This window comes from Cupriavidus sp. 291-E7 (assembly GCF_057798835.1).
On the sequence record NZ_JBYOJV010000005.1, the window covers coordinates 236,086 to 255,105 of the forward strand.

The 19,020-nt window shown below is 63.9% G+C and carries 16 protein-coding genes; 10 read left to right on the forward strand and 6 right to left on the reverse strand.

Features of this window, described 5'->3' with window-relative positions; all coding sequences use genetic code 11:
* Window positions 1-137: 137 nt before the first annotated feature.
* The 3 genes from icmF (at window position 138) to AC3FLX_RS11545 (ending at window position 4,856) form a co-directional block, all read left to right on the forward strand.
* Window positions 138-3,425, forward strand: a complete 3,288-nt coding sequence (gene icmF / locus AC3FLX_RS11535) for a fused isobutyryl-CoA mutase/GTPase IcmF (RefSeq protein WP_488696592.1) — start codon at window positions 138-140, stop codon at window positions 3,423-3,425.
* Between the two features lie 102 nt (window positions 3,426-3,527).
* A complete protein-coding gene (locus AC3FLX_RS11540; RefSeq protein WP_488696593.1) occupies window positions 3,528-3,965 on the forward strand; it encodes an HIT family protein in 438 nt (145 codons plus the stop codon).
* A 36-nt stretch (window positions 3,966-4,001) separates the two neighbouring features.
* Window positions 4,002-4,856 carry a 3-hydroxybutyryl-CoA dehydrogenase gene (locus AC3FLX_RS11545; RefSeq protein WP_488696595.1) on the forward strand — a complete coding sequence of 285 codons (855 nt, stop codon included), beginning with the start codon at window positions 4,002-4,004 and terminating at the stop codon, window positions 4,854-4,856.
* Window positions 4,857-4,925: 69 nt separating this feature from the next.
* Here the strand turns inward: AC3FLX_RS11545 and AC3FLX_RS11550 are convergent, their stop codons facing one another.
* Window positions 4,926-5,606: a Crp/Fnr family transcriptional regulator gene (locus AC3FLX_RS11550; protein WP_488696597.1), complete on the reverse strand. Its 681-nt coding sequence runs from the start codon at window positions 5,604-5,606 to the stop codon at window positions 4,926-4,928.
* A gap of 240 nt (window positions 5,607-5,846) precedes the next feature.
* Between AC3FLX_RS11550 and AC3FLX_RS11555 the strand changes: the two genes are divergently transcribed.
* The 7 genes from AC3FLX_RS11555 to AC3FLX_RS11585 all read left to right on the forward strand — a co-directional run bounded on the left by AC3FLX_RS11555 (window position 5,847) and on the right by AC3FLX_RS11585 (window position 14,505).
* Window positions 5,847-7,811 carry an AMP-dependent synthetase/ligase gene (locus AC3FLX_RS11555; RefSeq protein WP_488696599.1) on the forward strand — a complete coding sequence of 655 codons (1,965 nt, stop codon included), beginning with the start codon at window positions 5,847-5,849 and terminating at the stop codon, window positions 7,809-7,811.
* A 24-nt stretch (window positions 7,812-7,835) separates the two neighbouring features.
* Window positions 7,836-8,777 (forward strand): ABC transporter ATP-binding protein, encoded by a 942-nt coding sequence (locus AC3FLX_RS11560; protein WP_488696601.1) that lies wholly within the window; start codon window positions 7,836-7,838, stop codon window positions 8,775-8,777.
* A 13-nt stretch (window positions 8,778-8,790) separates the two neighbouring features.
* Entirely contained in the window at window positions 8,791-9,705 is a 915-nt protein-coding gene (locus AC3FLX_RS11565; protein ID WP_488696602.1) for a branched-chain amino acid ABC transporter permease, read from the forward strand.
* Window positions 9,706-9,786: 81 nt separating this feature from the next.
* Window positions 9,787-10,863, forward strand: coding sequence for a branched-chain amino acid ABC transporter permease (locus AC3FLX_RS11570; protein ID WP_488696604.1), 1,077 nt, complete (start codon window positions 9,787-9,789; stop codon window positions 10,861-10,863).
* A 51-nt stretch (window positions 10,864-10,914) separates the two neighbouring features.
* Window positions 10,915-12,252: an ABC transporter substrate-binding protein gene (locus AC3FLX_RS11575; RefSeq protein ID WP_488696606.1), complete on the forward strand. Its 1,338-nt coding sequence runs from the start codon at window positions 10,915-10,917 to the stop codon at window positions 12,250-12,252.
* Window positions 12,253-12,421: 169 nt separating this feature from the next.
* Window positions 12,422-13,237 carry an ABC transporter ATP-binding protein gene (locus AC3FLX_RS11580; RefSeq protein WP_488696608.1) on the forward strand — a complete coding sequence of 272 codons (816 nt, stop codon included), beginning with the start codon at window positions 12,422-12,424 and terminating at the stop codon, window positions 13,235-13,237.
* A gap of 17 nt (window positions 13,238-13,254) precedes the next feature.
* Window positions 13,255-14,505 (forward strand): phenylacetate--CoA ligase family protein, encoded by a 1,251-nt coding sequence (locus AC3FLX_RS11585; RefSeq protein ID WP_488696610.1) that lies wholly within the window; start codon window positions 13,255-13,257, stop codon window positions 14,503-14,505.
* A 10-nt stretch (window positions 14,506-14,515) separates the two neighbouring features.
* On the opposite strand, the gene AC3FLX_RS11590 is transcribed toward AC3FLX_RS11585, so the two are convergent.
* The 5 genes from AC3FLX_RS11590 to AC3FLX_RS11610 form a co-directional block, all read right to left on the reverse strand.
* A complete protein-coding gene (locus AC3FLX_RS11590) occupies window positions 14,516-14,986 on the reverse strand; it encodes a YbaN family protein (RefSeq protein WP_488696612.1) in 471 nt (156 codons plus the stop codon).
* A 30-nt stretch (window positions 14,987-15,016) separates the two neighbouring features.
* Window positions 15,017-15,994 carry an NAD(P)H-dependent flavin oxidoreductase gene (locus tag AC3FLX_RS11595; RefSeq protein WP_488696613.1) on the reverse strand — a complete coding sequence of 326 codons (978 nt, stop codon included), beginning with the start codon at window positions 15,992-15,994 and terminating at the stop codon, window positions 15,017-15,019.
* 293 nt (window positions 15,995-16,287) lie between these two features.
* A complete protein-coding gene (locus AC3FLX_RS11600; protein ID WP_488696615.1) occupies window positions 16,288-17,481 on the reverse strand; it encodes a class I SAM-dependent rRNA methyltransferase in 1,194 nt (397 codons plus the stop codon).
* 4 nt (window positions 17,482-17,485) lie between these two features.
* The gene (locus AC3FLX_RS11605) at window positions 17,486-17,794 is read right to left on the reverse strand and encodes a YbeD family protein (RefSeq protein WP_488696617.1); all 309 of its coding nucleotides are present in this window, start codon (window positions 17,792-17,794) and stop codon (window positions 17,486-17,488) included.
* 20 nt (window positions 17,795-17,814) lie between these two features.
* Window positions 17,815-19,020 (reverse strand): D-alanyl-D-alanine carboxypeptidase family protein, encoded by a 1,206-nt coding sequence (locus AC3FLX_RS11610; protein WP_488696619.1) that lies wholly within the window; start codon window positions 19,018-19,020, stop codon window positions 17,815-17,817.

A 19,020-nucleotide genomic window follows, 5' to 3' on the forward strand; every position in this document is an offset into this window, starting at 1 on the left:
GCTTACCCGCGTCCCTGGACTTACGTTAACGTAAACGTCATATAATCGTCCGGCCCCTGTGAGTGCGGTCGCCAGAACCGCCGGCATACCAGCCAGCCGCATCGGGCAGCCAGCCACATAACAGAGCGGTGGAGACAATGACTGATCTTTCGGATGTGAGCAGGACGGCGGCCGCCCGGCCCCAGGTGGCGCAGGGCACCGGCCCGGCCAACAAGGTGCGCTTTGTTACCGCGGCGTCGCTGTTCGACGGCCATGACGCGTCGATCAACATCATGCGGCGCATCCTGCAGTCGCATGGCTGCGAGGTGATCCACCTGGGCCACAACCGATCCGTGCACGAGGTGGTGACCGCGGCACTGCAGGAAGACGTGCAGGGCATCGCCATCTCCAGCTACCAGGGCGGGCACGTCGAATACTTCAAATACATGATCGACCTGCTGCGCGAGCATGGTGGCGAGCACATCCAGGTGTTCGGCGGCGGCGGCGGGGTGATCGTGCCCGAGGAAATCCGTGAGCTGCAGGCTTACGGCGTGGCGCGCATCTACAGCCCCGAGGACGGCCAGCGCATGGGCCTGGCCGGCATGATCGCCGACATGGTGCAGCGCTGCGACATCGATCTCACGCGCTACGCGCCTTCGACGCTCGATGCCGTCTCCCAGGGTGACCGCCGCGTGCTGGCGCAATTGATCACGGCGCTCGAAAACGGCCGCGCCGCGCCGCAGCTGGTCAGTGCATTGCATGACAACGCCAAGGCGGCTGCCACGCCAGTGCTCGGCATCACCGGTACCGGCGGCGCGGGCAAGTCGTCGCTGACCGACGAACTGATTCGCCGCTTCCGCCTGGACCAGCACGACGCGCTGTCGATTGCCGTGATTTCGATCGACCCGTCACGACGCAAGTCGGGCGGCGCACTGCTGGGCGACCGCATTCGGATGAATGCGATCAACCATCCGAATATTTTCATGCGCTCGCTGGCCACGCGCGATGCCGGCTCGGAAATCTCCCAGGCGCTGCCTGATGTGATCGCTGCCTGCAAGGCTGCGAAGTTCGACCTGGTGATCGTGGAAACGTCGGGCATCGGGCAGGGCGATGCGGCGATCGTGCCGCATGTCGATCTCTCGCTGTATGTGATGACCCCCGAGTTCGGCGCGGCAAGCCAGCTTGAGAAGATCGACATGCTCGACTTTGCCGACTTCGTGGCCATCAACAAGTTCGACCGCAAGGGCGCGCAGGATGCCTGGCGCGATGTGGCCAAGCAGGTGCAGCGCAACCGCGAGCAGTGGCACGCCAGGGCGGACGAGATGCCGGTCTACGGCACGCAGGCGTCGCGCTTCAACGACGATGGCGTGACCATGCTCTACCAGGGCCTGGTCCAGGCACTGGCCGAGCATGGCCTGAAATTCAAGCCAGGCGCATTGCCGCAGGTGGCGGGCCGAATTTCAACGGGCCAGAACGTGATCGTGCCGCCGGCGCGCAACCGCTACCTGGCCGAGCTGGCCGATACCGTGCGTGCCTACCATCGCCGCGTGGCCGAGCAGAGCCGCCTGGCGCGCGAGCGTCAGCAGCTGCGCGCCACCGGTGCGATGCTGAAATCGGCGAACACCAATGCCGATGGGCAGGCAATCGAAGCGCTGGCCGCCGAGCGCGACGCATCGCTGGGCAGCGTCGAGCGCAAGCTGCTGGCGATGTGGCCGCAGATGCAGGCGGCCTATAGCGGCGACGAGTACGTCGTAAAGATCCGCGACAAGGAAATCCGTACCGGCCTGATCACAACGACGCTGTCCGGTACCAAGGTCCGCAAAGTGGTATTGCCGCGCTTCGAGGATGAAGGCGAAATCCTGAAATGGCTGATGCGCGAAAACGTGCCGGGCAGCTTCCCGTACACGGCGGGCGTCTTCGCGTTCAAGCGCGAAGGCGAGGACCCCACGCGCATGTTCGCGGGCGAGGGCGATGCGTTCCGCACCAACCGCCGGTTCAAGCTCGTGTCCGAAGGCATGGATGCCAAGCGGCTGTCCACCGCGTTCGACTCGGTCACGCTCTATGGCGAAGACCCGCACGAGCGACCCGATATCTACGGCAAGGTGGGTAACTCGGGTGTGTCGATCGCCACGCTCGACGACATGAAGGTGCTGTACGACGGCTTTGATCTGACCAGCCCGAGCACGTCGGTGTCGATGACGATCAACGGGCCGGCGCCGACCATCCTGGCGATGTTCATGAACACCGCCATCGATCAGAATCTGGACAAGTTCCGCGCCGACAACAAGCGCGAGCCGACCGCCGACGAAGAGGCCAAGATCCGCGCATGGGTGCTGCAGAACGTGCGCGGCACGGTGCAGGCGGACATCCTCAAGGAAGATCAGGGCCAGAACACGTGCATCTTCAGCACCGAGTTTTCGCTGAAGGTGATGGGCGACATCCAGGAATACTTCGTCCATCATCAGGTGCGGAATTTCTATTCGGTGTCGATCTCGGGTTACCACATTGCCGAGGCGGGCGCGAATCCGATCTCGCAGCTCGCGTTCACGCTGGCCAACGGCTTCACCTATGTGGAAGCGTACCTGGCGCGCGGCATGCATATCGACGACTTCGCGCCGAACCTGTCGTTCTTCTTCTCGAACGGCATGGACCCCGAGTACAGCGTGCTGGGCCGCGTGGCGCGCCGCATCTGGGCCGTGACGATGCGCGACAAGTACGGCGCCAACGAGCGCAGCCAGAAACTCAAGTACCACATCCAGACGTCGGGCCGTTCGCTGCACGCGCAGGAGATCGACTTCAACGACATCCGCACGACGTTGCAGGCGCTGATCGCCATCTACGACAACTGCAACTCACTGCACACCAACGCCTATGACGAGGCGATCACCACGCCGACCGCCGAATCGGTGCGCCGCGCGCTGGCGATCCAGCTGATCATCAACCGCGAATGGGGCGTGGCCAAGTGCGAGAACCCCAATCAGGGCAGCTTCCTGACGGAAGAACTGACCGATCTCGTGGAAGAGGCCGTGCTGCAGGAGTTCGAACGCATTGCCGAACGCGGCGGCGTGCTGGGCGCGATGGAAACCGGCTACCAGCGCGGCAAGATCCAGGAGGAATCGCTGTACTACGAGCAGCTCAAGCACGATGGCACGCTGCCGATCATCGGCGTGAATACCTTCCGCAATCCGAATGGCGACCCGACGCCACAAACGCTGGAGCTGGCGCGTTCGAGCGAGGAAGAAAAGCAGAGCCAGCTGACCCGCCTGGCGGAATTTCACGGCGCCCATCCGGTCGATGCACCGGCCATGCTGGAGCGGCTGCGTCAGGCCGTGATCGATAACCGCAATGTATTCGCGGTGCTGATGGATGCCGTGCGCGTGTGCTCGCTGGGGCAGATCACGCATGCGCTGTTCGAGGTGGGCGGGCAATATCGTCGCAACATGTGAAAAACCAGCGGGGAAATGCAGGGGAATTGCGGGGCGACGGTTCCCGCGGCGGAGCGCTGGCGCTACACTCGGTGCTCCGCCGATATCTCTTGCGAGACCGTCATGCAAGCCGAGTACGACAGCAACAATATCTTCGCCCGCATCCTGCGTGGCGAACTCCCGTGCTTCAAGATCTACGAAGACGCCGACACGATTGCGTTCATGGACATCATGCCGCAGTCGGATGGTCACGCACTCGTGGTGCCGAAGGAAGCGTCCGTGGATCTCTTCGGACTCTCAGAGCAAGGCGCGGCCGCTGCGATCCGCGCCACGCAGATCGTGGCGCGCGGCGTGCGCGATGCATTCCAGCCGGACGGCATCGTGATCAGCCAGTTCAATGGCGAGGCAGCGGGACAGACCGTGCCGCATGTGCACTTCCATATCGTGCCGCGCTATGCGGCCCAATCGCTGCGCGGCCATGCCCGCGAACAGCAGAGCATGGACGTGCTCAAGCAGCATGCGGAGCGCGTGGCAAGCGCGCTGGCCAGGCTGCAAGGCTGACCGAATACATTCTTTGACAACACCAGGAAGCGAGACATGGCAATCAAGACAGTGGGCATCGTAGGTGCCGGCACGATGGGCAACGGCATTGCGCAGGCATGCGCGGTAGCGGGGCTGGATGTGGTGATGGTCGATATCAGCGACGCCGCCGTGCAGAAGGGCATCGCCACCGTGGCAAGCAGCATGGACCGCCTGATCAAGAAGGAAAAGGCCACCGAGGCCGACAAGGCCGCCGCGCTGTCGCGCATCCACGGCAGCACGTCGTATGAAGACTTCAAGCGCGCCGACATCGTCATCGAAGCCGCCACGGAAAACTACGACCTCAAGGTCAAGATCCTGAAGCAGATCGACGGTATCGTCGGCCCGGACGTGATCATCGCGTCGAACACGTCTTCGATCTCGATCACCAAGCTGGCCGCCGTGACGTCGCGCGCCGACCGCTTCATCGGCATGCACTTCTTCAACCCGGTGCCGATGATGGCGTTGGTGGAACTGATTCGCGGCCTGGCAACCAACGATGCCACGCACGCCGATGTGGAAGCGCTGTCGAAGCAGCTGGGCAAGTACCCGATCACGGTCAGGAACAGCCCGGGCTTCGTGGTCAACCGCATTCTCTGCCCGATGATCAACGAGGCGTTCTGCGTGCTCGGCGAAGGTCTGGCGTCGCCGGAGGAAATCGACGAGGGCATGAAGCTCGGCTGCAATCACCCGATCGGCCCGCTGGCGCTGGCGGACATGATCGGCCTCGATACGATGCTGGCCGTGATGGAAGTGCTCTACACCGAGTTCGCCGATCCGAAGTACCGTCCGGCCATGCTGATGCGCGAGATGGTGGCGGCCGGCTATCTGGGCCGCAAGACGGGACGTGGGGTGTACGTGTACAGCAAGTAAGGCCCGATCATCCGTAGTGCGCTCCCTCTCCCACCACGCGGGGGAGGGAGTGGAACCTCCGCGGCGATATCACTCCCCGTACTGCCGCAACCCCTCCAGATCGAGCACGTCGATCACGCCGTAGTCCACGCGCACCAGCCCCTGCTGTTCCAGTACCTTCAACGCCTGGTTTGCGCGCTGGCGCGAAATGCCCGCCAGCAGGCCGATTTCTTCCTGCGAAATTTCCAGCGTCGAACCGATGCCCGGATAAAGGTGCTCGTTGAACAGTGACGACACCGCGCGCGCCACGCGCGAATCGATGTCCAGCAATCGTTCGTATTCCACCGCGGCAATGAACTGTCCGAGCCGCTCGTTGAACTGCATCAGCAGAAAGCGGGTGAATGGCAGGCTGGTATCCAGCAGCCACTGAAAAGTCTCGCGTGGTACGAATGCGATACGCGAGCGGCGCAGCGCCATCACGTCGTATTTGCGGATTTCCTGCTTGAGCACCGCGCCTTCGCCAAACCAGCCGCCGGTGGGTACGCCGGTAAAGGTGACCGACTTGCCGGAAGGCGACACGGTGGTGATCTTGACGATGCCTTCGACCACGCCCAGCCAGTGCTCGGCCATTTCGCCCTTGTGACAGACGTAGTCGCCTTGTGCGTACTCGCGCACCGTCGTCACGCGTTTGACATGCGCGCGCTGCTCGGCGCTCAGGTCGGCGGCCCAGGCGGCGCCGTCGACGAAACTGGATAAGTCAGCGGTAGGCATCTGGCTCCGTAGGGATTAACCCGGAATTGTCGCCGGCGCGACAACCGGGGGAAATGGCATCGGCTATCTTACGATCACACACGGAACCGGCCCTGCCAGCAATCCTCACCCAATAAGGCAAGGCGGGCGTGATGCAGCGCGGCAATGCCGCGCCCGGCAAACGCCCAGTATAGCGACCGGTCTTGCGGCTTGATACCCGGCATGGCCCTTAGGCCATCCGCAGGGGGAGAGGAGACAGCGATGCAGGAATCGTCGGCAACGACCTTTCCGCGATGGCTGCTGGCACACGCCACGCAGCGGCCCGGCCATCCGGCCTATCGCGAGAAGGACCTCGGCATCTGGCAGGCCTATAGCTGGTCACAGGCAGCGCGCGAAGTGCGTGCGCTGGCGTGCGGGCTGGCGGCGCTGGGCTTCCGCCGTGGCATGAACCTGGCCGTGGTCGGTGACAACCGTCCGCGTCTCTATTGGGCGATGACCGCCGCGCAGGCGCTGGGCGGCGTGCCCGTGCCGCTCTATCAGGACGCCATCGCGGGCGAAATGGTCTACGTGCTTGACGATGCCGAGATCGAATTCGCCATCGTCGAGGATCAGGAACAGGTCGACAAGCTGCTCGAAGTGGAATCGCAACTGGCGTCGCGCGGCCGCGCGGTGCGCCACGTCATCTACGAAGATCCACGCGGCCTGCGCGACTACGATCATCCGTCGCTGCTGTCGTACGAACGCGTGCAGGAGATCGGCCGCGAATACGACCAGGCCAACCCCGGTTTCTTCGATGCGCAGGTGCAGGCAGGCATGTCCGACGACACCGCGATCATCCTCTACACATCGGGTACCACGGGCAAGCCGAAGGGCGTCTGCCACTCGCACGCGGGGCTGATCGGCGCGGCGCGCAATGGCTGCCAGTTCGACGGACTGGGCGCGGACGACGACGTGCTGTCGTACCTGCCGATGGCATGGGTGGGCGACAACCTGTTCTCGTATGCGCAGGCGATGGTGGCGGGCTTCACCGTGAATTGCCCCGAGTCGCGCGAAACCGTGATGACCGATCTGCGCGAAATCGGGCCGACGTACTACTTCGCGCCGCCGCGTATCTACGAAGGGCTGCTCACGCAGGTCATGATCCGCATGGAAGACGCGGGCTTGCTCAAGCGCAAGATGTTCCATTGGGCGATGGGCGTGGCGCGCCGTTGCGGCGCCGACATCCTCGACAAGCGGCCGGTACCCGCGCTCGACAGGCTGCGCTACGCGGTCGGCGAATTCCTGATCTACGGCCCGCTGCGCAATGTGCTCGGCATGAGCCGCATCCGGGTTGGCTACACGGCCGGCGAGGCAATCGGCCCGGACCTGTTCCGCTTCTATCGCTCGATCGGTATCAACCTCAAGCAGTTCTACGGTCAGACCGAAACCTGCGCCTATGTCTGTCTGCAACCCGACGGCCAGGTCAAGTTCGATTCTGTTGGCCCCGCCGCACCGGGCATGGAGATCCGCATCGCCGATAACGGCGAGGTGCTGGTGCGTGGCGTGGGCCTGCTCAAGGCGTATTACAAGCGCGACGACGCCACGCGCGAGGCGATCAACGACGAGGGGTACTTCATGACCGGCGATGCCGGCGTGATCGATGCCGACGGCCACCTGAAGATCATCGACCGCGCCAAGGACGTCGGCAAGCTGGCCGATGGGTCGATGTTCGCGCCCAAGTACATCGAGAACAAGCTGAAGTTCTTTCCGTACATCAAGGAGGCGGTGGCGTTCGGCACCGACCGCGACCGCGTCTGCGCCTTCATCAATATCGACTTCGACGCCGTGGGCAACTGGGCCGAGCGGAGGCACCTGCCGTATGCGGGATACGTCGACCTGGCCGGGCAGCCCGATGTGATCGCCATGATTGGCGAGTGCGTGGAACAGGTGAACGCCGACCTGGCCGCCGACGCCATGCTGGCCGGCTCGCAGGTGGCGCGCTTCCTGATCCTGCACAAGGAACTCGATCCCGATGACGACGAGCTGACCCGCACGCGCAAGGTACGGCGCGGGTTCATCGCGGAAAAGTACGCGGTATTGGTGGAAGCGCTCTATGCGGATAAGGCGGAGCAGTTCATCGACACGCGCGTGAAGTTCGAGGATGGCCGCGAAGGCAGTGTGTCGGCCACGCTGAAGCTGGTGGACGTCAAGCGCTTTCCGCCCGTGGGCGGCGCGCGCGCGGCCTGAAGAAAGCAGAGGGGAGAGCGACAGATGACGGCAACCCAGACAGCGTGGCAGGGCGGCATGGCGCGCGTCGACGCATCGGGCACGATGGTTTCGCCCGGTACGATCGCACCGCCGGGACATGCGGAAGGCGCGCACGGCGACGCCCCGCGTACCGGCGACGCGCATCAGTCGGACACGACGGCCCGCGCCCACACGCGCGGCGATGTGATCCTCGACCTGCAGAACATTTCCCTGTCCTTCGGCGGCGTGAAGGCGTTGACCGATATTTCGTTCGACGTTTGCGAGCACGAGATCCGCGCCATCATCGGTCCCAATGGCGCGGGCAAGAGTTCGATGCTGAACGTGATCAACGGCGTGTACCACCCGCAGCAGGGCCGCATCGTGTTCCGTGGACAGGAGCGCCGCCAGATGCATCCGACGGCCGCCGCGCGCCAGGGCATCGCCCGCACGTTCCAGAACATTGCGCTGTTCAAGGGTATGACCGTGCTCGACAACATCATGACCGGCCGCAATACACAGTTCCGCACCGGGCTGTTCGCGCACGCATTGTGGTGGGGGCCGGCACGCGCCGAGGAAGTGCGCCATCGCCGCAAGGTGGAGGAAGTGATCGACTTTCTGGAGATCCAGGCGATCCGCAAGACGCCGGTGGGGCGCCTGCCATATGGCCTGCAGAAGCGCGTGGAGCTGGCGCGCGCGCTGGCGGCCGAGCCGTCGATGCTGCTGCTGGACGAACCGATGGCTGGCATGAACGTGGAGGAGAAGCAGGACATGTGCCGCTTCATCCTCGACGTGAACCATCAGTTCGGCACGACCATCGTGCTGATCGAGCATGACATGGGCGTGGTCATGGATATTTCCGACCGGGTGGTGGTGCTCGACTACGGCAAGAAGATCGGCGACGGCACGCCGGAAGAGGTCAAGTCGAACCCCGACGTGATCAAGGCCTATCTGGGCACCTCGCACTGAAAGGCCCGCGACCATGACCTTCTTTTTCGAAATCCTGATCGGCGGTCTGCTCTCCGGCCTGATGTACTCGCTGGTGGCGCTGGGCTTTGTGCTGATCTACAAGGCATCGGGCGTGTTCAACTTCGCGCAGGGCGCGATGGTCTACTTTGCCGCGCTGGCCGTGGTGGGACTGATGGACAAGGGCATGCCGATGTGGGCTGCCGTGATCGGCGCGTTCATCGTCATGATCATCGTGGGCATGAGCACCGAGCGGTTCGTGCTGCGCAAGCTGGTCAACCAGCCGCCCATCACGCTGTTCATGGCGACGATCGGCCTGTCGTTCTTCCTGGAAGGACTGGGGCCGCTGCTGTTCGGCAACGAGGTGCGGCCGATCCAGCTTGGCATCGTGGATGAGCCAATCGAGTCGATCCTGACGAAGTTCAATATCGTCGTGTCGAAATTCGATCTTGCGGCCGCGCTGATCGCCGCGGTGTTGGTGGCGGTACTGGCGCTGTTCTTCCAGTACACGAAGGTTGGACGCGCGTTGCGCGCGGTGGCCGACGATCACCAGGCGGCGTTGTCGCTGGGCATTCCGCTGCAGAACATCTGGGCCATCGTCTGGGGCGTGGCGGGCTTTGTCGCGCTGGTGGCCGGCATGCTCTGGGGGTCGCGCAACGGCGTGCAGTTCGCGCTGACGCTGACCGCGCTCAAGGCGCTGCCGGTGCTGATCCTGGGCGGCTTCACGTCGGTGCCGGGCGCCATCGTCGGCGGGCTGATCATCGGCGCGTCGGAGAAGCTGGCCGAGATCTATATCCCACCGGTGTTTCAGTCGATGTTCGGCGGCAACTTCGGCGGCATCGAGGGTTGGTTTCCGTATGTATTTGCGCTGCTGTTCCTGCTGGTCAGGCCGGAAGGGCTGTTCGGCGAGAAACACATCGATCGCGTATAGCACGCAATGTGTTTTCGGCGAAGGCCGGTGGAGGGGAAGCCCCCACGATGCCTTTCCAAATGCTGAAGTCTGGAGAATTTCATGCTCTACCGCGAATCCGGCCAGTTCAAGACCAGCTACGTAGCCGACAGCCAGATCTTTCCGATTCGGCAAGATCGCATCTTCTTTGCCTTGCTGATGGTGGTGGCGTTCGTCGTCATCCCGTTCACCGGAAGCGAGTACTGGTTCAACGCCATCCTGACGCCGCTGCTGATCTTCTCGCTGGCGGCGCTGGGTCTCAACATCCTGACGGGCTACGCCGGGCAGCTCTCGCTGGGCACCGCGGCGTTCATGGCCGTGGGCGCTTACGCGGCCTACAACTTCCAGCTACGCATCGAGGGCATTCCGGTGCTGCTGACGTTCATCCTGGCCGGTTTTTCCGCGGCGCTGGTTGGCGTGGCATTCGGACTGCCATCGCTGCGCATCAAGGGGTTCTATCTCGCGGTGGCCACGCTGGCCGCGCAGTTCTTCGTGGTGTGGGCGCTGACCAAGTTTCCCTGGCTGTCGAACAACAGTTCGTCGGGCGTGATCACGGCGCAGCGGCTGGACCTGTTCGGGGTGGCGATCGACACGCCCGTGAAGAAGTACCTGTTCGTGCTGGCCATCGTCACCGTGCTGGCGATGGTCGCCAAGAATCTGGTGCGCTCGGCAACGGGCCGCGCCTGGATGGCCGTGCGCGACATGGACGTGGCCGCCGAAGTGATCGGCATTCCGCTGATGCGCACCAAGCTGCTGGCGTTTGCGGTGAGTTCTTTCTATTGCGGCGTGGCCGGTGCGCTCTATGCGTTCTGCTACCTCGGGTCCGTGGAGCCTGATGGCTTCTCGCTGGACCTGTCGTTCCGGATTCTGTTCATGATCATCATCGGCGGCGTCGGCAGCATTCTGGGATCGTTCCTGGGTGCCGCGTTCATCCTGCTGCTGCCGATTTTCCTCGATAACGTGCTGCCGGCGCTGGCGGCGCTGCTGCACCTGCCGTTCACGAATGCCACGGTCTCGCACATCCAGCTCATGGTGTTTGGCGGACTGATCATCTTCTTTCTGATTGTCGAGCCACATGGCCTGGCCCGGCTCTGGCAGATTGCCAAGGAAAAGCTGCGCCTCTGGCCATTCCCGCACTGATTTTTCGAGTCGTTCTCATAACAACGCCCGTTCGAGGTGAAGGAGACTGTCATGACAACCGTGTTTCGCAACGTGCAGCGCGCCGCCCTGGTGGTCAGCGTCGCGGCTGCCCTGCTGGCGCCATCGCTGCCGGCGCTGGCGCAGGCCAATGATCAATTCGTCGCGCTGCCGAGCTATCGCGTCGGCCCATATGGCGCGAACGGGCAATCGTTCTATGGTGGTTTTGTCGACTACCTGAACTACGTCAATCTCAAGGACAGTGGCGTCAATGGCGTCAAGCTCTCCTGGGAAGAGTGCGAGACCGAGTACAACAACGCCAAGGGCGTGGAGTGCTACGAGCGCCTGAAGGCCAAGAGCGCCCAGAGCAAGGGCACGGCCTACCACACGATGTCCACCGGTATCTCCTATGCGCTGGTCGACAAGACCGCCGCCGACAAGGTGCCGCTGGTGATGATGGGTTACGGACGCACCGATGCCGTCGACGGCTCCGTATTCCCCTATGCGTTCCCGCTCGTCACCACGTACCAGATGCAGGTATCGGCGATCGTCAAATACCTGGCGTCGAAGAACGGCGGATCGCTGGCAGGCAAAAAGATCGTCTACCTGTATCACGACTCGGCCTATGGCAAGGAGCCAATCGTCGCATTGCAGGCCGAAGCCAAGCTCAACAAGTTCAATCTCGTCGAGATTCCGGTGGCGCATCCGGGCAACGAGCAGGGCGCGCAGTGGCTGAAGATCCGCCAGGAGAATCCGGACTACGTGATTTTCTGGGGCTGGGGCGTGATGAACCAGACCGCGCTGAAGGCCGCGCAGAAAGTTGGCTTCTCGCGCGACAAGATGATCGGATCGTGGTGGGCGGGTTCCGAGGAAGACACCGTGCCGGCCGGCGATGCTGCCAAGGGCTATATGAGCGCGACATGGAACGTGGCGGGCAAGGGCGTGCCGCTGATCGCCGATATCGAGAAGGTGGTCTATGGCGCCGGCAAGGGCAATATGCAGGATCGCAACAAGGTCGGGTCGGTGCTTTATAACCGCGGCGTGTCCGCGGCGGTGGTGACCGTGGAAGCGATCCGCGTGGCGCAGGCGAAGTTCGGTAAGGGTAAGGTGATGACTGGCGACGAGATGCGCTGGGCCTTCGAAAACCTGAACCTGACCGGCGCGCGGCTGCAGCAGTTGGGCGCCACCGGGTTGCTGCCGGAAATCAAGACTAGCTGCGACAACCACGAGGGTTCCGGCAAGGTGAAGATCCAGCAGTGGGACGGCACCAAATGGGTGACGATCTCGGACTGGATCGAGGGCAACAAGAACCTGATCCATCCGCTGTTCAAGGCGACCGCCGCGCAATACGCGAAGGAGAAGGGCATCACGCCAGCGTGCGTGAAGTCGTAAAGCGCTGTCTTGCTGGCGGTTTTCTCCCCTCTCCCGCAATGCGGGAGAGGGGCCGGGGGAGAGGGCCCGGCGGCTCAATCGGCGGTATGTCGACAAGCAAAGCCGCGATGCCCTCTCTCCCAACCTCTCTCTCACAAGTGGGAGAGGGGAGCGAACATGAGGCATCCCTATGACCCTTCTATCCGTCAACAACATCGAAGTCATCTACGATCACGTGATCCTGGTGCTCAAGGGCGTGTCGCTCGATGTGCCGGAAGGCCGCATCGTGGCGCTACTGGGTGCCAACGGCGCGGGTAAGACCACCACGCTCAAGGCGATCTCGAACCTGCTGCACGCCGAGCGGGGCGATGTCACCAAGGGGTCGATCGAGTATCGCGGACAACGTGTGGATCAGCTCACACCCAACGATCTGGTCAAACGCGGCGTGATCCAGGTAATGGAAGGGCGCCACTGCTTCGCGCACCTGACCATCGAGGAAAACCTGCTAACCGGCGCCTATACACGGGGGCTGTCGCGCGGCGAGACGCGCGACGAGCTGGAGAAGATCTACGGCTACTTTCCGCGCCTGAAGACGCGCCGCAAGTCGCAGGCCGGCTATACGTCCGGTGGCGAGCAGCAGATGTGCGCGATCGGCCGGGCCATGATGGCCAAGCCGGCGATGATCCTGCTGGACGAGCCGTCGATGGGACTGGCGCCGCAGATCGTCGAAGAGATTTTCGAGATCGTGCGCGACCTCAATTCGCGCGAACGCGTGAGCTTTCTGCTGGCCGAGCAGAACACGATGGTGGCGCTGCGCTACGCGGACTACGGCTACATCCTGGAGAACGGCCGCGTGGTGATGGATGGCGATGCCGAATCGCTGCGCACCAACGAGGACGTCAAGGAGTTCTACCTCGGCGTGGCGGCTAACGATGCGGAAGGCGGTGCGCGCAAATCGTTCCGCGACGTCAAGAGCTATCGCCGCCGCAAGCGCTGGCTGGCCTGATTCCCCAAGGCACCGATATGGCTGAATATTTCGATTCGCTGGAAACGCGCGCGCCCGCCGAACGCGAGGCGGCGCTGATTGCCGCGGTGGCGCGCCAGGTGGCGCACGCTCAGGCCCATGCGCCGTACTTCGCGGAAGTCCTGTGCGACTTTGACGCGCGCGAGATCACTTCACGCGAGACGCTGGCGCTGCTGCCGGTCACGCGCAAGTCGGAACTCACCGCGCGCCAGCGCATGGTGCCGCCGCTGGGCGGACTCAATGCGACGCCGCTTGGCGGCCTGCGCCACATTTTCCAGTCGCCCGGACCGATCCATGAACCGGACGGGCACAACGCCGACTGGTGGCGCACGGCGCGCGCCATGTTCGCGGCGGGATTCCGTTCGGGCGAGCTGGTCTACAACACGTTCTCCTATCACTTCACGCCGGCCGGGATGATGATGGAGTCGGGTGCGCATCGGCTGGGCTGCTGCGTGTTTCCGGCGGGCGTGGGGCAGACCGAATCGCAGGTCCAGGCGTTGGCCAGTCTGCAGCCGTCGGCTTACGCGGGCACGCCGTCGTTCCTGAAGCTGCTGATCGAAAAGGGCGCCGAGATGGGACTGCCATGCCACAGCCTGTCCAAGGCGCTGGTGTCGGGCGAAGCGTGCCCGCCCGCGCTGCGCGCCTGGCTGCACGACCACGGCATCACTGCGCGCCAGATGTACGGCACGGCCGACGTGGGGCTGATCGCCTACGAAACTGAAGGGGGGGATGGCTGGGTCGTCGACGAGGGGGTGCTGCTGGAAATCGTCGAACCGGGCGGCAGCAAGCCGATGCCGGAAGGCGAGGTTGGCGAGGTCGTGGTCACCGTGCTCGGCAATGGCGACTATCCGCTGATCCGCTTCGGCACCGGCGATCTTTCGGCGATCGTCGCCGATTCATCGCACCGTGCCAGTCCGTGCGGACGCACCAACGTCCGGCTCAAGGGCTGGCTCGGGCGTGCGGACCAGACCACCAAGGTCAAGGGTATGTTCGTGCATCCGGGGCAGGTGGCCGAGGTCATGCGGCGCCATCCGGAGATCCGCGCGGCGCGGCTTGTGGTGACCGGCGCGGTGGGCAGCGACGTGATGACGCTCCATTGCGATGCCACGCGCGATGACGAAGGTCTGGCCCGGGCCGTGGCCGATTCGATGCGCGAGATCATGCGCCTGCGGGGAGAGGTGCGCTTTGTCGCCGCGGGGTCGCTGCCGCAGGACGGCAAATCGATCGAGGACGCGCGCCGCTACGACTGACTACGACTGACTACGGCTGGGAGGAAGAGCGGTCGCTCGTATCGGGATAACCTCCGGGTGGCCGCGTTGGCAGGCGCACCATCCAGATCGTCACCGCGATGCCGATGGCAATCAGCGTCAGCGACGAGACGGGGCGCGCCCGCAGCAGCCAGGCCGTGATGCTCATCGACGTCCACATCATCGATAGCGCGAGGCATTTCGCACGGAAGGGGATGCTGTGGTGGGCCTGCCAGTCGCGCACCAGCGGCCCGAAGCGCTCGTGCGTGATCAGCCAGTTGTGGAATTTCTCGGAGCCCCGCGCAAAGCAGGCGGCGGCCAGCAGCACGAAGGGCGTGGTCGGCAACAGCGGCAGAAAGATGCCGATGATGCCGAGCACAAGGCTGATGGCGCCGCACGTGACCCAGAATGCGCGAATCACGCGCTCGCGGTGCGTGAGCGATTCTGGTGGGCGGATCGATTGATCGGGGTCGGGCGGCGGCAACGGTTCAGGGTAAGGGGCGCAAAAACGCCCTTATGCTACCAGTCCCAGCCGGGCACGCGCCGCATCGTACTCGGCCTTCATGCGCGCCACGATCTCGCCGGCGGTGGGAATGTCGTGGATCTGGCCCACGCCCTGGCCGGCGCCCCAGATGTCTTTCCATGCCTTGGTCTTGGAACTGCCGCTCGAAAAGTCCATCTTGCTCTTGTCGGCCACGGGCAGTTCATCGGGATTCAGGCCCGAATTGACGATGCTCTCGCGGATGTAGTTGCCGTGCACACCCGTGAACAGGTTCGTGTAGATGATGTCCGACGCGGCCGAGCTTGTGATCGACTGCTTGTACTCCTCGCTTGCATGGCCTTCCTGCGATGCGATGAAGCGGGTGCCCACGTAGGCAAAGTCGGCGCCCATAGCCTGCGCGGCCAGTACCGCGTCGCCCGTGGCGATGGAGCCCGACAGCGCGATGGGGCCGTCGAAGATCTTGCGTACTTCGCCCACCAGTGCAAACGGCGAGAGCGTGCCCGCGTGGCCGCCCGCGCCGGCCGCCACCAGGATCAGGCCGTCGACGCCGGCCTCGATGGCCTTTTCCGCGTGACGGATGCTGATGACGTCGTGCAGCACGATGCCGCCATAGCTGTGCACGGCGTCGATCATTTCCTTGACCGGCGCGCGCAGCGACGTGATGAAGATCGGCACCTTGTGTTCCACGCAGACCCGCACGTCGTGCTCCAGGCGCGCGTTCGATGCATGCACGATCTGGTTCACGGCAACGGGGCCAACAGGCTTGCCCGGATTGGCCGCCTGGAACGCCGCCAGATCTTCCTGAATCCGCGTCAGCCACTCGTCGAGCAGCTCGGCGGGACGCGCGTTGAGCGCCGGGAACGAACCGACGATGCCGGCCTTGCACTGCGCCAACACCAGTTCCGGGTAGCTGACGATGAACATCGGCGATGCAATGACGGGCAGGGCCAGGTTCTGCAGGGCCGGTGGAATATGTTTGGCGGCAGGCATGGGAGTGTCTCCTCGAATCCTTATGATGGAACGAACAAAATGCACGATCGTTCGATTATAGGGAGTTTCGGTTTGGATGACGGTGGGTAGAGGATGCAGTCTACGACGCCGCTGCATTTGCTTGAACCAAAAAAAAGCCCCGCTGGGTAGCGGGGCGATTACCACGAAGACTGATAAGAAGAGACGGTCAGACACCTGCCAATGCCTTACCGTGAGACGAATCTTAGATGGCGTTTGTGACCACCAGAAGACAGTCTCAAGACAATTCCGGAAAACCCGTAAACGGACGGGATTCAGACCTTTTCCAGCAGCAGGCCCTTCAGGTATTCCCCTTCGGGGAAGGCCGCCGACATCGGGTGGTCGGTACCGGCTGACAGCCGTCGCAGAATGCGCGCGTCGGCGCGGGCGTCGGTCACGGCGCCGGCGATGATCTTCTGGAACAGTTCCATGCTGATCGCGCCCGAGCACGAGTACGTGAACAGCAGGCCGCCCGGACGCAGCAGTTGCATGCCGACGAGGTTGATTTCCTTGTAGGCCCGCGCTGCGCGGTCGATATGCTGAGCCGACGGCGCAAACTTGGGCGGGTCCAGCACGATCAGGTCGAACTGCCGGCCTTCGGCGCGGAATTCGCGCAGCGTCTTGAACACGTCCGCATCGAGCCACGTCGCGTGCTCAGGATCGAAACCGTTCAGCGTCACGTTGCCGGCCGCGATCTTCAGTGCATCGCCCGACGAATCGATCGATGTCACCGACGTCGCACCGCCGCGCAGTGCGGCCAGCGAGAAGCCGCCTGTGTAGCAGAAGCAGTTCAGGACTTCGCGCCCTTCGGCCAGGTCTCCGACGAGCTTGCGGTTGTCGCGCTGATCGACGTAGAAGCCGGTCTTGTGGCCATTGCGAACGTCCACGTAATAGCGCACGCCATGTTCCGTGACCGACAGCTGCGGGTCCGGCTCGGCGCCGGCCAGCACGCCGGTCACCAGCTCCAGCCCTTCGCGCTGGCGCACGGCGGCATCCGAACGCTCATAGACATTCGGGCAGCCGGTTTCCTTGATCAGCGCCTGCACCAGCGCGTCCTTCCACTGCTCGACGCCCGCTGCATTGAACTGGCAGACCAACTGGCCGGTTTCGCCCTGGCCGTAATAGTCGACGATCAGGCCCGGCAGGCGGTCAGACTCGCCGAAGATCAGGCGCACGGCGTCGGTGTCGCGCACCCAGCGCTTGCGGTGTGCCACGGCCGCGGCTACACGGCGCTTGAACATGGCGTGGTCGACCGGCTCGTTCTCGTCGAAGGTCCACACGCGCGCGCGGATCTGCGACTCGGGGCTGTAGGCGCCACGCGCCAGGAAGCGGCCGTCCGCGCTGCGGATGACCACCGTCGCGCCCGCCTCGCAGCGGCCTTCGGTGGACGCGATGCCCGTGGCATAGACCCACGGATGGCGCCGCAGCAAGGACTTTTCCTTGCCGGGCTTCAGGGTAATGACGTTCATGTGGTTACAGCACCACCTTGACCATCGGGTGCGATGTGAGCGCGCGATACACGGCGTCAAGCTGCTCGCGGCTGGTGACCCACACGGTCACGGTCAGGCCGAGGTAGTTGCCGTTGCGCGACGGACGCATCTCCATCTTGCCGGCGTGGAAGTTCGGATCGAATTCCCGCAGCAGAGTCACGATGGCCTCGGCAAAGCCGTCCTGCATCGCGCCCATGACCTTGATCGGGAAATCGCTCGGGTACTCGATCAGCGACTGCTCGGGCGGGATGTCACCCGGAATCAGCGGACCATCTTTGGAATCTGTCGTCATTGCTAGACCTTGCCGTGCGCTTACTTGCGCTTGAACCAGAGGCGGATCGTATCCCACAGGCGGCCAAAGAAGCCGGCCTCGGGCACTTCTTCCAGTGCCACCACGGGGAATTCGCCTACCTTGTTGTTGCCATCCATCAGCTTGACGGTGCCCACCTGCTGGCCCGCGGCGATCGGAGCGATCAGCAGCTCCTGGCGTTCCAGCACCGGCTTCAGGCGTCCGCCCGTGCCCTTGGGCACCGTCACGAACGTCTCGTTGGCCACGCCGATCTTGATGGTGCTTGCGCGGCCCTTGTAGATGTCGGGCGTGGCCAGGACCTGGCCCTTGTCATACAGGCGCAGCGTGTCGAAGAACTGGAAGCCGTAGTTCAGGATCTTCAGGCTTTCCTGCGTGCGGATCTGCTCCGTGGCCGTGCCGATCACGATCGACACCAGGCGGCGCGAGCCATTCGGCACGTTGGCCAGCGGGCGCTGGGCCGACGAGATCAGGCAGTAGCCGGCGGACTTCGTGTGGCCGGTCTTCACGCCGTCCACGGTCGGGTCGATGTACAGCAGGCGGTTGCGGTTGGGCTGCCTGATCTTGTTATAGGTGAACTCCTTCTGCGAGTACATTGCGTAGTACTCGGGGAAGTCCTTGATCAGGCGCGTGGTCAGCGTGGCCAGGTCCACTGCCGTGGTGTAGTGGTTCGGATCGGGCACGCCGTCGGTGTTCGTGAAGTGCGTGCCCTTCATGCCCATGCGCTGCGCTTCGCGGTTCATCATCGCGACGAAGCCTTCTTCCGAGCCGCCCACGGCCTCGGCCAGCGCCAGCGCGGCGTCGTTGCCCGACTGCACGATCAGGCCCAGCAGCAGGTCGTTCACGCTGACGGGCTTGCCGGCTTCGATGAACATGCGCGACTCATCGCTTTTCACCTTGCGCACGATCTCGGTCGGCGTGATGGTCTGGTCGAGCGTCAGGCGCTTTTCCTTGAGCGCCTCGAACGCCAGATAGGCGGTCATCAGCTTGGTCAGCGATGCGGGTTCGATACGCAGGTCGGCGTTCTGCGCGGCCAGGGCCTGGCCACTGGTCACGTCGTACAGCATCCAGGACTTGGCGGCCACCTGCGGCATCGGCACGCCCTGCGCCAGCACGGCGGCGGGGGCGGCGGCAAGCGCGGTGGCGATCGTCGCGGCAACGGCGACGGGAGCGAGGGCGGATGCAAAGTGCGGCGTGGCTCTGTTCAACAT